Origin of the sequence: Pseudomonas sp. NCIMB 10586, assembly GCF_023127895.1 — a bacterium.
Lineage (GTDB): Bacteria > Pseudomonadota > Gammaproteobacteria > Pseudomonadales > Pseudomonadaceae > Aquipseudomonas > Aquipseudomonas synxantha_A.
In genome coordinates, this window is sequence record NZ_SPKQ01000006.1 from 89,574 (window position 1) to 102,472 (window position 12,899).

The window sequence follows — 12,899 nt, forward strand, 5'->3', positions numbered from 1 at the left end:
CGCCACCGGAGCCTTACCATGGACAAATACGACCGAATGCTGCTCAGCGCCCTGCTTGAAGATGGCCGTGCTTCCTACGCGCAACTGGCGCGCACCGTGAACCTCTCCGCCCCCGCCGTGGCCGAACGCGTGGCCAAGCTTGAGGCCAGCGGAGTGATCACCGGGTACCAGGCCAAAGTGGATCTATCCAAAGTCGGTTTGCCGATTCAGTGCGTAATTGAACTGCGGCTGACCAATCACGGCAGCCAGAAGGTGTACGACGCCCTGGCGCAAATTCCCGAACTGACCGAATGCCACCGGGTCACGGGCGACCCGTGCGTGATCATGCAAGCGGCGGTAGGCACCATGCCGCAGCTGGAAGACCTGATTAATCGAGTGGCGAAGTTCGGGTTCAGCAAGACCTCGATTATTTTGTCCAGCGCCATAGAACGGCGGGTGCCGTTGGGGCAGTTGGAAGCCAATGGGAAAAATGGTGGCTGAGCGATCGCCATCGCGGGCAAGCCCGGCTCCCACAGGGATCGCGTACTGCCAACTGTGGGAGCTGGCTTGCCTGCGATGGCGTCAGTGGCCTCACCGAAGAGTCGAACGCTGAACAATCAAATCGACTACCTGCTCAATCGTAGTGATGTGTTCCCAATCCTCCTGCGTCGCTTGCAACTTGAACTGCCACTTGATCTGCATGACAAAGCAGGTCAGGTCGTCATCAATGATGTCGAAGTCATGGATGAAATCGGTTTGCTCCGTCACTTCGCTTCGGTCGATAAAACCGATGATATCGACGAATAGCTGGATCACTTTTTTGCTGATGTCGGCTCTGGTCAGGCTACCTTCCATTTCTCGCCTCATAGGCACACTTACCAATACTGACTAGGTCAAAGACTGCAAGCCCGGCAGCGACGAAGGGGATGCCTCGCCCGATGATGCCAAATACCCGGACCGTGCCAAACGTTGCCTTTGCCATTCTGGCCATGGAGGGTTGCTTGATCAACGTACGAGGGAAAAAGCGCATTCCGATCAGGCTAGCCAGGTTCGTGGTTTTGCTGGAGCCGACGTGAACCCAAGCACCCACCGCAATTTTGCTTATCGGTATACCCGCCGCACCAGTGATCACCGTTGCTGCCGTGAGGCCGTAGTATTGCTGTGTACATTTCCAGAGTTCATCAAACGTCGTATCGGGCACAGCGGGGTCAGCGTGAATCGGCTTGAGTAACTGGTAATGAGGGCCATGACTCCAACCTGGCGAACTCGGCAACGCTATGACTGCCGGGCAGCTTGTCATCGTGTTCCCCACATGAAACGCCATGCTTGAACTGGAACCCAGATCAATGCCATTTGATTCGAGCTCCAACTTGCTTCGCACGATCGCTGTATGAAGGTCGCTTTCCTGCATGTTCTTTGTCCCTGTGCGTGAATGACACACAGGATGGTAGGCCGCAGTAAAACTCGATGGATGAGTAAAGAGGAAAACCAGAAAGGTCCTAGATCATAGCCGGATTTGGCCTACCGACCATTCAGCGCCCAGGTGAAAGAGACCTCAAAACCCCAGTGTTTCAGTGGCCAGCAAGACCAATCCCTTTCATTTGCGGGACGTTTCCTAGAGAATCCCACGGCCTTGTTTCCGTCGCATCAAGTAGCTAGTCTCGCTGCTTCATCGAATGTTCGGTGAACGGACGTGCAAGTCCGACGACGGTAATACGCAACAGCCCTAGCTCCCAACGCCTGGTTTTAGTCCACGCGTTATGCGTTATGGCAGCTGTACGCGGGAGATCTTCGGATCTACCGGACTCCGTCTCGGTCTTGCACACCTGCGTACTGCTGCCACCCTAATTCGTGTGCAAGCGAACGGTTGCAGCTTCTTACCTGACGGAGAAGCTTCACCATGGCCAAAAAAGTCACCCCCGACCCACCCAAGTCCAAAACCGACTTCCTCAGCGAAGACGCCCTGCTCCACCGTCGTGCCATCGACTACTACCTCAAGGCATCCGCCCCGGGTGCGCCGATTTTTATCCTGAATGACAACCTGAGCTTCGAAGACGCCCTGGCTCATGCGGCGGATTTGTTGCATTGCGCGGTGGAGACGGCACATGCCTCGGGAGAGGTGATGAAGACGCCGCAGCGGGCGGTGATGCATTTGGTGGAGATGGCGAAGGGAGTGGTGGACCAGGCGTTGGCGTGCACACAGCCTCGATAGGCGCCGCATCACTAAATGTGGGAGGGGGCTTGCTCCCGATGGCGGTGTATCAGCCAGCTTATTTTTAGCTGACACACTGCTATCGGGAGCAAGCCCCCTCCCACATTTGGATCTTTGGTGTGCTTGAGAGGGTGGCTGGTTTAGAACCCGCGATGCTTTTTCAGGTGCTCATTGATTTTGGCGGCAGGCACTTTCTGCAAGGTGCATAACAGGTCATGGGACAGTTCGCGCAGGCCGTGGGTCTGGCGCAGTTGCTGGGCCAGGTGGGCCGTGAGGTTGGCGGCCATTTCCGCATCCGCCAGCGCCCGGTGAGCCTGGCCGGTGTGGGGCAGTTTGGCGTAGGCGTTGAGGGTGCCGAGCTTGTGGTTGGGCGCAGCCGGCATCAGGCGGCGGGCCAGCAGCAGGGAGCAGGCGAATTTCTGCAGGCGGGTGCGGCGGATCAGGCCGAGCTCATAGTCCCAGAACTTCTGGTCGAAGGCGGCGTTGTGCGCCATCAAGGGCGTGGTGCCGACGAACTCATTGACCTCGTTCATCACTCGCTCAGCCGGTGGCGCACCGCGCAGCATGGCGTTGCTGATGCCGGTGAGCTGTTCGATAAAGGCCGGTACGCGCACACCGGCGTTCATCAGGCTCTGGTAGCGGTCCACGATTTGACCGCGCTCGAGGATGACCACGCCAATCTCCGTGGCCCGGCATTGGCTGCTGGGGGTGATGCCGGTGGTTTCAAAGTCGATGACCGCTATACGTTCCAAACCTGCTCCAACTCCATTCAACAATCTATTTCTATTTGAGCAACAACGCGCCTTCGATCGGCACGTAGTGGCTGGCGGCGCGTATCAATGAGTTGGCCGTCAGCCCCGGCACGCCGTAGGCCACGGCCCGCACGCCATGCTTTTGGATGATGCGTTCGAGCAGCATGTCGAAGTCGCCGTCACCGGAAGCCAGTACGATTTCGTCGACATGGTCGGCGGCGTCCATGATGTCGAGGGTGATGCCCACGTCCCAGTCGCCCTTGGCCGAGCCATCGCTGCGCTGGATATACGGCTTGAGTTTTACCGTAAAGCCCAGGTTGCGCAGGATCTGCTGGAATTGCTGCTGCTTGCTGTCGCCGCGATCAATGGCATAGGCATAGGCCTCGACAATCTGCCCGCGAGCGCTGATGTCAGCCCACAGGGCGGCGTAGTTGAAGTGGCAGCCATAGGCTTGGCGCACGGTGTAGTAGAGGTTTTGTACATCGGCGAACACTGCAATTTTCTTCACCGCACTTCCTCATGGACAGCCAGGCGCCAGCGCCCGGAAAGGGCGCCAGTATGCCAGCCAAGGGAGCGTTTCCGGGAAAAAATCAGACCGGAGCGCCGTGGCGCCCCGGGCCAAGAGGTGTCAGACGAAAGAATCGTCGTCGCCAAAGGAAGAGGAATCGTCGGAATAATCGCTGTCAGCGAAGCTGTCGGCATTGTTGCTGCCCCAACTGTCATTGCCGGCAAACTTCTGGTCATCGTTGCCCCAGTCACCCTGGTCGCTGGCCGGTGCCGGTTGTTCGATGATTTCTTCCACCACCTGTGGTTGCGAGTTGTGATGGAACAGGCTGCTGATACCTTCGGCGAGCAACACACCACCGGCCACACCGGCAGCGGTCTTCATGGCACCGCCGAGGAAGCCGCTGCCCACGGGTGCGCCAGCCGGTGCTTGCGGCGGTTGATAGTTTTGCTGCGGTGCTGGCTGGTTGAACGACGGCCGCGCCGGCTCACGCCAGCCGCCACCGGAGTTGTTCGGCGCAGGCTGTGGCTCGCGGGAGCTACCGCCAAAGATGCTCGACAGGAACCCACCACCACTGGCCGGCGCCGGTTGCGCCGACTTGGCCCGCTGCAGTTCGTCCTGCAATTGCTGGATCTGTTGCGCCTGCTGCTTGTTCTGCGCATCCAGAGCCTGGAGCGCATGTTCCTGCACCAGCAATGACTGGGTCATGTAGTACCCGGCGGCGGGTTGGCGAGTCATGTGCTCCTTGATCCGCGCTTCGGCCTGGGCGTCGCGGGGGGCTGAGTCCGTTTCGGCTTGCTGCAACCGTGAAAACAGTCCATCGATCAGGGTTTGCTCTTCGCTGTTCATGGCGACCTCGTTAGATTGCCGATAAAAAATTCCGGTCCCGCCTGTGATCAGGCCGGGTGCCTTCCAGTTATGGGGATGTTACGAGTTGTTTCAATGGTCTTTACTCAAGGTTTACGTTTGCGCCCCTTTGGACCCTGATCGGTTAAAGTGTGGCCCTCTGCTTCCAGGCCTGTGATGACCCTGATGAATCCGTTAGACGTTTTGCGCGACTCCTTGCGTTTTACCCAGCGCAACCTGGGCGCCATCGTGCAGTTGTGCCTGCCGTTGGTGATCCTTGAAGCCCTGCTGCAACAAATACTGGACCACACGCTGGGCCCGGATGCGTTTCCCGGCTACAGCGTGGTCGTGGGTTTATTGGTGTACCCGCTGTACACCGGCGCCCTGATCCTGTTTCTCGACGCCCGCACCCGTGGCGAGTCACCACGCACCAAGGATGTATGGGCCATGGCATTGAGCCTGTGGCCGCGCTTCGCCCTGCTGACGGCCATGAGCACGTTGTTGATATTGCTGGGCCTGTCGCTGTATTTCCTGCCGGGCTTGTGGCTGATGGTGGTGTTGGCGTTTGCCGAATACCTGCTGGTGCTGCGCGGTATGCCGGCCCTGGAGGCGATGAAGGAGAGTTTTCGCCTGACCCGCGGGCATTTCTGGCGAATCCTGGTGTGCCTGCTGTGCGTGATGACGCCGTTGTGGCTGCTCAAGGGTGCCAGCGTGGCGGCGTATCCCGAGCCCGCGCCGCTGCTGGGGCTGTTGATGGACAGTGCGCACAGCTTCCTGCAGTTGTTTACCAGCGTGGTGCTGTTCCGTTTATTCATGTTGATCGGTGGCGACGCCGACGCGCGGTGATATGCTCCGTGCCTCTTCTGACACGCATATAAGCCGAGCCGATGACCCGTTTATTGCGCATCACCCTGTTGAGCCTGTTGATCATCGCCGGCCTGCTGGCCGCGCTGATCTACAGCCTGACCTGGCGCCCTGCCGACAAAGAAACCCTGCCCGTCAGCTGCGTGGCGCCCCGTGCGCCGACGCTGCTGCCGGGGCAGGCGCTCAAGGTCATGACCTGGAATGTGCAATACCTGGCCGGAAAGAACTACGTGTTCTGGTACGACACCCCGGACGGCAGCGGCCCGGACGATCGCCCGACCGTCGAAGACATGGCCTTCAGCCTCGACGAAGTGGCCCGGGTGATCCGCGACGAACAACCCGACATCCTGCTGTTGCAGGAGCTCGACGAAGGCGCCAAACCGTCCCACTATCAGGACCAGCTTGCGCTGTTGCAGGAGCGTCTGGTCGACCTCTACCCGTGCAGCGCCCAGGCCTTCGACTGGAAAGCCGACTTTGTGCCCAGCCTGCATATCTTCGGCAGCGTCGGGCGCAAGCTGGCGACACTCAGCCGCTACCAGATCGAGCACGCCGAGCGCCTGCAACTGCCGACCGCCGATGCCAACGTCATCAGCCGCCAGTTCCAACCCAAGCCAGCTCTGCTGCTGACATATCTGCCCTTGAGCGATGGCGGCCAACTGGCGGTGCTCAACACCCGCCTGGACGGCGGCGCACCAGGGCGCAGCGCGGTGCAGGAGCAAGTGGCAAGCACGGTAAAGCTGCTGGATAAACTTGAAGGTCGCGGCACGCCCTGGTTGATTGGCGGGGATTTCAACCTGCTGCCACTGGGCCAGTTCCTGCGCCTGGACGCGGGCAAGCGTGGCCAGTACTCGCCGGACAGTGAGTTGCATCTGCTGTGGGACAAATACCCGATGATCCCCAGCAACAGCCAATCCAGTGGCATCGACCGTGAGAAATGGCTGACGCACTTCCCCAACGACCCAAGCCTTGATGGCCCGGATCGCACCCTGGATTACCTGTTCTACAGCTCGCGGATCAAACGCGTGGAAGCGAAGGTGCGCCAAGACGATACGTTGCGTATTTCCAACCACCTGCCGGTGATCGCCCGCTTCCTGCTGCCTGCCGCACAATAACCCCTAGGGTTTCAACACCTGGGCCCGCAGCGGCTTAAGCCACTCAAGGCTTTCAACCGTGGTGCCGGATGGGCGGTATTCACAGCCGATCCATCCTCGGTAGCCACGCTGCTCCAGCGCCGCGAACAAGGCGGCAAAGTCCATGCTCCCGGTGCCCGGCTCGTGACGCCCCGGGTTGTCGGCGATTTGTACATGGACGGTCCTGTCGTAAAACTGCGCCAGTACCCCGGCTGCGTCGCCGGTCAAAAGCTGGGCATGGTAAAGATCCAGAATCAGCCCGACACTCGTAAAGGTTTCCAGCACCTGTTGCGCCTTGCTGAAGTCAGACATGTAATAGCCGGGCATCGCCTGCGGGCAGATGACTTCAATAAGCGCGCGCAAACCCTGATCTTCGAGGTACTTGACCGCGTATTCCAGGTTACTTGCGTAGGCAGGCGCGCTCTCATCCTGGGGCGTGGTCACGCCAGACATGATGTGCACATCCGAGCAGTTCAGCGCCTTCGCATAGCGGGCCGCCTCGCGCAGCCCATCGCGAAATTCCTGCTCCTTGCCCTGCAAGGCAGCGATGCCTTTGGTAACACCTGCCGGCGCTGCGAACTGAATCAACGGCAGGTTGTATTGAGCCAGGTGATCGGCGAGCAGGCTGGCGTCAAATTCATAGGGCGATGGGAACTCCACCGCCCTGAAACCGGCAGCGGCGGCGGCTTCGATGCGTTGCAGAAAAGGCAATTCGTTGAACTGGAAACCGAGGTGAGCATTGAATTTGAGCATGGGTAACTATCCATCCTGGGAATAAACAAATCATCAGCCTGGAGCCTCATTCGCGGCTCCAGCGCCACGCTATTGAAAGTGGTCAGTGCAAATACTCATGCTCTTCGTATGGTATTTTCCCACTCCAGTGCGGTGGGGGCATCTGCCCCGACGGGAACGGACTGAAGCTAACCATTCGGAATAAAACCTGTGATCAAGAAAGACCTCGCCCTGCAGTTGGCCCCACGCGTCATCGACATGGTTCGCGCCCGTTCGATGAAAGCCGGTGAGCCCTTGCGCGAGCAGACATTTGCGCAAGCGCTCGGGGTGTCGCGCTCGCCGATCCGGCGGGTTTTTGCCTTGCTCGCCGAGTGGGACCTTGCCATTCAAGAGCCCAATCGTGGCTATTTCCTCAAACAAGGTGCCGGGCAGATTCAGGAAGCCGCAGTCCCTTGCGCCAGCGATCCGTTCGAGGACTTTTACCTTCGCGTGGTCGACGACATTCTGAGCGGAGAAATACCGGCGCACTTTTTCGAAGCGCAGTTGTTGCGACGCTATGAGGTGCCCCGGGGGCAGTTGCTCAAGGTGCTGAACCGGTTGGCCGGCGAAGCCATGGTGGAGCGTAAGCCAGGCCAAGGGTGGGGCCTCAAGGACTTCGTGCATAACACGCAGGCGCATATTCATAGCTACCGTTTCCGGATGGCCATCGAACCGGCAGCGCTGCTTGAGCCCGGTTATCAGGTCAATCACGCCGCGTTTGCCCAGGCCAGGCAACAGCAACAGGCCTTGATCGACGGCGAGATCCAGACCTTGTCCCGCGCGCAACTGTTCCAGCTGGGGGCCCAGTTTCACGAAATGATCGTGCAGTGCTCCGGCAATGTTTTTTTCATCGACGCCATACGCCACCAGAATCAGCTCAGGCGCTTTATGGGCTACAAGGCCAACATTGATCGCACGCGTCTTAAGGCGCAATGCCAGGAACACATCCATTTGCTCGACCTCATCGAGTCTGATCGGCGTGAAGAAGCCGCACAGTTTCTCTGGCGCCACCTGGATCAAGTAGGCCGACTCAAGACTGATCAACGCGCAGTGCCAGAAGAAAGCCAAATCTAGAGCACGTCACTGACTACCCGTCAGTGCCGCAGCTTCGCCATCACCGCGCCCAATAACGGGCCAAGCAGCCTAGCACAATTGTTTCTGATCAAAACAGAATACAAAAAAATCACCAAACAGTTAATTTTTTCACTACATATTGTATTTCGTTACAACAATAGGCAATCATGCGCGCCGCTCGGACTCGGATCCGTAACGAATCGCACAGGGATGGTGGCCATGAACGAAAGGACGTTGGGTAGTGCAGCGGGAGTCTCAAACCTGCTGTTCGGGGTGTACAACACAGTGGTTGCCCTGCTTGGCGTGATGCTGGCCTATAAAGGCGGCGTGCTGATGGCCGCGGGCGGGTCACCCTATTACGCGATGATGGGCACCGCGCTGTTGTTATCGGCCATCCTCTTGGGCCTGAAAAAGTCCCTGGGCCTCTACCTTTATGGCGCAGCCTCTGTGGCCACCTATGCCTGGGCGGTGTGGGAGTCTGGTTACGATGGCTGGGCCTATATTCCACGCCTGGCCTGGCTGGCGGTTCTCAGCGTGCCGTTCCTGGCGTTCTGGCCCGTGGTACGGCGTGATTTTGCCAACGTCAGAAAAAGTCATTACTTCACCATTATGGGTGTGCTGCCGCTGGTGATGGGGGCTACCATCCTGGTGCCGCTGTTCTTCCCCACAAGCGTTCACCTTGCCGACTCGACGCTTGCCACCACACGCCCCGCCGCCGCCTTCAGCCGCAGTTCTGTCGCCTCTCCAGACGGCAATATTGCCGCGTCACACACCGAGACCAACTGGACCGCCTATGCAGGCTCCAACCTGGGCAACCACTATTCAGCCGCGTCGCAAATCACGCCTTCGAATGTGTCGGGCCTGGTCAAAGCCTGGGAATACCACCACGGCGACGTGAAGCAACCCGGTGAGAAAACCAAGTACTTGAACGAAGCCACGCCGATCAAGGTGGGTAACTCGCTCTACACCTGCACCCCCAAGCAAATCATCATTTCCCTGGATGCCACCACTGGAAAGGAGAACTGGCGATTCGACTCCAAAGTCGACCCGGACTACTTCGCCAATGGCGGCGCCTATTGCCGTGGTGTCTCTTATTTCGAAGTCCCCAATGCCAGTGGCTTGTGCGCCTCGCGCATCATTTGGGGCACCAATGATATTCGCCTCGGCGCGGTAGACGCCCTGACCGGCCAGGCGTGCCCCGACTTCGGCAACGCAGGCTTTGCGGATTTGAAAGACGGGCTGGGCACTTTCAGAAAAGGCTCGACGGGTATCACGTCTGCCCCTCTGGTCATTCGCGGGGTGGTGATCACCGGTGGCCGAGTACTCGACTCGGATGTGCGCCCTGCCCCCTCGGGCGTGGTGCGCGCCTACGATGCAGTGACCGGCAAACAGAAGTGGGCCTGGGATTTGGGCCGGCCAGACACCAACGCCCCCGCGGGTAACAACGAGACCTACACCCTCAGCACCCCCAACTCGTGGGCACCGCTGTCGGCCGACGATGAACTGGGCCTGGTGTATGTCACCACCGGCAACGCAGCGGGCGACTTCTATGGCGGCACCCGCACAGCACAAGAAGACACGTTCAGCTCGTCCCTGGTCGCACTGGACGCCACCACCGGTAAAGTCCGCTGGCACTTCCAGACAGTCCACCATGATCTATGGGACTACGACCTGAGCCCGCAACCCAGCCTGATTGATTTTCCGACGGCTGCCGGGCCACGCCCGGCCGTGATCCAGGCGACCAAATCCGGCCAGTTGTTCGTGCTTGACCGCGCCACCGGCGAACCACTGGTGGATGTCGTGCAAGCTCCTGTCCCACAGGGCACCGCCCCGGGAGACTACACCGCAGCCACCCAGCCACTGTCCCCGGATATGCCGAGCACCATGGGGCGTCCATCAAAAACACCGGAAGTACTGACCGAAGCCAATGCCTGGGGCCTGACGCCTTTCGATCAGATGCAATGTCGCCTCGAATTTCGCCAGGCACGCTACGAAGGGATCTTCACCCCGCCGGTCGTGGGCCAGCAAAGCCTGATCTTCCCCGGCCATCATGGCGGCTTGAACTGGGGCGGTGTGATGGTCGACCTCAAGCGAGGGCTGCTGATCATCAATAACCAGCGCCTTCCTTATATGCAGGGGCTGGTGCCTCGCGAACAACTCGACGCCATCAATGCCAAGTCGTTCCAGGAGTCGCCGGGCAATGCCCAAGGCTTCCGCGTCCAGGCCGGCCTGCCTTACGGCGCGATTAAAGATCCGTGGATGTCATCCCTGGACCAGCCTTGCATTGCGCCACCCTGGGGCTTTATCTCCGGTATCGACCTGCGCACTCGCGATGTCGTGTGGAGCCGCCCGTTCGGCACAGGCTATGACAGTGGACCTTGGGGGATCGCCTCCAAGATGCGCTTCGAAATCGGTACGCCGAGTGATGCAACCGGCGTGACAACCGCTGGCGGCGTGACGTTCATCGGCGCCGCTATTGACCGGTTCATGCGGGCTTACAACAGCGAAAGCGGCGAACTGCTCTGGGAAGAACGCCTCCCGGCAGGCAATCAGGCTTCGCCCTTGACCTACATGAGCCAGGGTCGACAGTACGTGGTGGCGGTGGTTGGCGGTCATGACCGAATCCCAACCAAGTTAGGTGACAGCATCATCGCCTGGGCCCTGCCTGAGCAGTAAAAATCGAGTGCTGTAAGAGAGGCTCGCCATGAGCGTATCGGTGGGTAAAACATATACATGTTCTACCCCCCTCAGTCATGGCGTAGTTTCTGGCACATATCGCATCACTTCAGAGTGATGACAGGCTAATGACTTATCGCGGGAATTTTATAAGTAGCGGCCATCACTGCTGCCCTTTATTCACGTAGCAATACCCACTTCTACGCCAGATTCAAAGCGCCTGACTCTCTCAGCGCGCTCGCAGGCGATTGCGCCCGGTTTACTCAGCCGGTGAGAAGCCTGCGCATCGATATATATGCTTTACGTTTTATAAAATTGGATAGGAATTAACAATGCTCGAACTTTCTGATGGTTTGTATCTATTGGTGGGCGTCAGTTTTATTACGTCATTCATGACGGCTGCCATTGGCGTGGGCGGCGGGATTGGACTGCTTGCGGTTATGCCTCAATTCATCCCCATTTCTGCGGTTGTACCGGTTCACGGCTTGATTCAAATGGTCAGCAACGCCAGTCGATTCGCGTTTGACTTCAAAAGTGCAAAAGTGGAAATCCTGCCTAAATACGTTATCGGCTGCCTGGTCGGCGCGTTCATCGGTTACTTCTTCATCGGCAAATTTCCCGAGCAATATTTATCACTGATTCTCGGCTTCTTCATCCTGGCCATCACCTGGACCAAGATCGTCGCACGCCTGGGTTTTATATTTAAAAACTTTGCCCTGGTGGGCTTTTTTCAAACCTTCCTTTCACTGTTCGTGGCCGTAACCGGTTTGATATCGCAGCCCATCCTGATGAAGATGAATATTAATAAAAACGAAGTAATTGTCACCCACGCCATGCAAATGAGCGTACTGCACGGGCTCAAGGTCGCCGCCTTTGTTATTGCAGGTTTTGCGTTCATGGATTACGCCAACCTGATCATCATCATGATTACCGCCTCTACATTGGGTTCGTACTTGGGCGGCTTTCTCAGAGACCGTATATCGCAGCGTGTCGGCGCAATGCTGTTAAAGGCAGGGGTGACGTTTTTTGGTTTGAAGATGATCTTCGATCATTTTTTCAACGGCCTGTAAAAAGTTCTTCCAATAAAACAAGGAGCGTGAAATGAGCATACGTAAGTTTGATTTTTTTGAAACCAAAGAAATCTCAACGTTTCTGAAAGAGCATGGATATTGCGTTATCAAGCCTCAAGACCACTCTCTGGAAGCCTTTAGAGAGACCGCCGGCAAGTTCGGGCTGATTCAGTTTCATACCAAGTCCGATGAACATGGCGTGGTGGGCGGTGGCGAGCCGATCAACAAGGACTGGCAACGCTTCAAGGATGATTATCATGGCGAACTGTCGAGCGATTTTTTCCCGCATACCGATGGGTCATTCTTGAATGGCATCGCCTACGTAGAGGGCACTGCGAAAAAAATCACGCCACCCAAATTCGTCATTCTCCAGTGCGTTTCAAAGCCTGAATTTGGCGGCGACAACTTTCTGGTGGATGGGCAGAAAATCTACAATGACCTGCTTGCCAATCACGCTGATACATTAAAAATATTGATGACCAGCGGCAGTGTCACTTACTGCCGCGACGACTTGTTGTCCATCGATTGCGCAGTCTTTGAAAAAATCGATGACGAAACGTTAAGAATTCGCTACCGGTATGACAGCACTGCGTTTATTCCCGAATGGGCCAACGCGGCGTTTAAATACATCCAGACCCACTACTCCACCAACGAGCGTTACATTACCCCCATCAGCCTTGAGCCAGGGGACATCCTGGTGATGGATAACCTGCGGGTCCTGCATGCCCGGCATAAATTCATCGATGGCAACCAGCAGAGAAAAGTAAGAAGGCTGTGGATCGCTGATGACGCGAGCACCACATTCAAGAACATCCTGGATCAGTCGCCGGTGCGCAGGGCCATGCTGCCCTTTCAGAACTACAATATTGCCCAGTCTGAAACCGCCGGGCATTCGTTCATCGAGTACACCTGCGGCATCCACGCCCAAGCGAGCAAATCGCTGCCAGACGCGCATAAGCAATTTGACAGTGCGCTTGAAGCGCTTTAAGCCCTTCAAGACAACCACCTTGCTCTGATTCA

14 protein-coding genes are annotated in these 12,899 nt (G+C 57.8%); 8 read left to right on the plus strand and 6 right to left on the minus strand.

Annotation, left to right across the window (positions count from 1 at the left end; all coding sequences use genetic code 11):
* Positions 1-18: 18 nt before the first annotated feature.
* A complete protein-coding gene (locus E4P01_RS01880; protein ID WP_005791661.1) occupies positions 19-480 on the plus strand; it encodes an Lrp/AsnC family transcriptional regulator in 462 nt (153 codons plus the stop codon).
* A 90-nt stretch (positions 481-570) separates the two neighbouring features.
* Here E4P01_RS01880 and E4P01_RS01885 read toward each other — a convergent pair whose 3' ends face one another.
* A complete protein-coding gene (locus E4P01_RS01885) occupies positions 571-834 on the minus strand; it encodes an acyl carrier protein (RefSeq protein WP_078822400.1) in 264 nt (87 codons plus the stop codon).
* Positions 824-1,390: a hypothetical protein gene (locus E4P01_RS01890; protein ID WP_216092142.1), complete on the minus strand. Its 567-nt coding sequence runs from the start codon at positions 1,388-1,390 to the stop codon at positions 824-826. Before E4P01_RS01890 ends, E4P01_RS01885 begins: the two co-directional genes overlap by 11 nt.
* 489 nt (positions 1,391-1,879) lie before the next feature.
* On the opposite strand from E4P01_RS01890, the gene E4P01_RS01895 reads away from it, so the two are divergent.
* Positions 1,880-2,191 carry a DUF3077 domain-containing protein gene (locus tag E4P01_RS01895; protein ID WP_216092143.1) on the plus strand — a complete coding sequence of 104 codons (312 nt, stop codon included), beginning with the start codon at positions 1,880-1,882 and terminating at the stop codon, positions 2,189-2,191.
* Between the two features lie 140 nt (positions 2,192-2,331).
* Here the strand turns inward: E4P01_RS01895 and E4P01_RS01900 are convergent, their stop codons facing one another.
* The 3 genes from E4P01_RS01900 to E4P01_RS01910 form a co-directional block, all read right to left on the minus strand.
* Entirely contained in the window at positions 2,332-2,943 is a 612-nt protein-coding gene (locus E4P01_RS01900; protein WP_032879341.1) for a 3'-5' exonuclease, read from the minus strand.
* Positions 2,944-2,974: 31 nt separating this feature from the next.
* The gene (locus E4P01_RS01905; RefSeq protein WP_005791666.1) at positions 2,975-3,451 is read right to left on the minus strand and encodes an NYN domain-containing protein; all 477 of its coding nucleotides are present in this window, start codon (positions 3,449-3,451) and stop codon (positions 2,975-2,977) included.
* Positions 3,452-3,571: 120 nt separating this feature from the next.
* The gene (locus tag E4P01_RS01910; RefSeq protein WP_078822404.1) at positions 3,572-4,297 is read right to left on the minus strand and encodes a DUF2076 domain-containing protein; all 726 of its coding nucleotides are present in this window, start codon (positions 4,295-4,297) and stop codon (positions 3,572-3,574) included.
* 183 nt (positions 4,298-4,480) lie between these two features.
* Here E4P01_RS01910 and E4P01_RS01915 point away from each other — a divergent pair, with 183 nt between their 5' ends.
* Both E4P01_RS01915 and E4P01_RS01920 read left to right on the plus strand, forming a co-directional pair.
* Positions 4,481-5,140 (plus strand): YciC family protein, encoded by a 660-nt coding sequence (locus E4P01_RS01915; protein WP_005791669.1) that lies wholly within the window; start codon positions 4,481-4,483, stop codon positions 5,138-5,140.
* Between the two features lie 41 nt (positions 5,141-5,181).
* Positions 5,182-6,270: an endonuclease/exonuclease/phosphatase family protein gene (locus E4P01_RS01920; RefSeq protein ID WP_032879337.1), complete on the plus strand. Its 1,089-nt coding sequence runs from the start codon at positions 5,182-5,184 to the stop codon at positions 6,268-6,270.
* Between the two features lie 3 nt (positions 6,271-6,273).
* Here the strand turns inward: E4P01_RS01920 and E4P01_RS01925 are convergent, their stop codons facing one another.
* Positions 6,274-7,041: a TIM barrel protein gene (locus E4P01_RS01925; protein WP_216092144.1), complete on the minus strand. Its 768-nt coding sequence runs from the start codon at positions 7,039-7,041 to the stop codon at positions 6,274-6,276.
* A gap of 189 nt (positions 7,042-7,230) precedes the next feature.
* Between E4P01_RS01925 and E4P01_RS01930 the strand changes: the two genes are divergently transcribed.
* From E4P01_RS01930 to E4P01_RS01945, 4 genes are all read left to right on the plus strand, one after another.
* Positions 7,231-8,133: a GntR family transcriptional regulator gene (locus E4P01_RS01930; protein WP_005791674.1), complete on the plus strand. Its 903-nt coding sequence runs from the start codon at positions 7,231-7,233 to the stop codon at positions 8,131-8,133.
* A gap of 219 nt (positions 8,134-8,352) precedes the next feature.
* A complete protein-coding gene (locus tag E4P01_RS01935; protein WP_216092145.1) occupies positions 8,353-10,809 on the plus strand; it encodes a membrane-bound PQQ-dependent dehydrogenase, glucose/quinate/shikimate family in 2,457 nt (818 codons plus the stop codon).
* Between the two features lie 332 nt (positions 10,810-11,141).
* Entirely contained in the window at positions 11,142-11,879 is a 738-nt protein-coding gene (locus tag E4P01_RS01940) for a TSUP family transporter (protein WP_005791677.1), read from the plus strand.
* A gap of 31 nt (positions 11,880-11,910) precedes the next feature.
* Positions 11,911-12,867, plus strand: coding sequence for a TauD/TfdA family dioxygenase (locus E4P01_RS01945; RefSeq protein ID WP_216092146.1), 957 nt, complete (start codon positions 11,911-11,913; stop codon positions 12,865-12,867).
* Positions 12,868-12,899: the final 32 nt, after the last annotated feature.

Bases quoted from the DNA above. Each gene is read 5' to 3' on its own strand.
- E4P01_RS01880 (WP_005791661.1), top strand. From the start codon at position 19: ATGGACAAATACGACCGAATGCTGCTCAGCGCCCTGCTTGAAGATGGC.
- E4P01_RS01885 (WP_078822400.1), bottom strand. From the start codon at position 834: ATGGAAGGTAGCCTGACCAGAGCCGACATCAGCAAAAAAGTGATCCAG.
- E4P01_RS01890 (WP_216092142.1), bottom strand. From the start codon at position 1,390: ATGCAGGAAAGCGACCTTCATACAGCGATCGTGCGAAGCAAGTTGGAG.
- E4P01_RS01895 (WP_216092143.1), top strand. From the start codon at position 1,880: ATGGCCAAAAAAGTCACCCCCGACCCACCCAAGTCCAAAACCGACTTC.
- E4P01_RS01910 (WP_078822404.1), bottom strand. From the start codon at position 4,297: ATGAACAGCGAAGAGCAAACCCTGATCGATGGACTGTTTTCACGGTTG.
- E4P01_RS01915 (WP_005791669.1), top strand. From the start codon at position 4,481: ATGAATCCGTTAGACGTTTTGCGCGACTCCTTGCGTTTTACCCAGCGC.
- E4P01_RS01920 (WP_032879337.1), top strand. From the start codon at position 5,182: ATGACCCGTTTATTGCGCATCACCCTGTTGAGCCTGTTGATCATCGCC.
- E4P01_RS01925 (WP_216092144.1), bottom strand. From the start codon at position 7,041: ATGCTCAAATTCAATGCTCACCTCGGTTTCCAGTTCAACGAATTGCCT.
- E4P01_RS01935 (WP_216092145.1), top strand. From the start codon at position 8,353: ATGAACGAAAGGACGTTGGGTAGTGCAGCGGGAGTCTCAAACCTGCTG.
- E4P01_RS01940 (WP_005791677.1), top strand. From the start codon at position 11,142: ATGCTCGAACTTTCTGATGGTTTGTATCTATTGGTGGGCGTCAGTTTT.
- E4P01_RS01945 (WP_216092146.1), top strand. From the start codon at position 11,911: ATGAGCATACGTAAGTTTGATTTTTTTGAAACCAAAGAAATCTCAACG.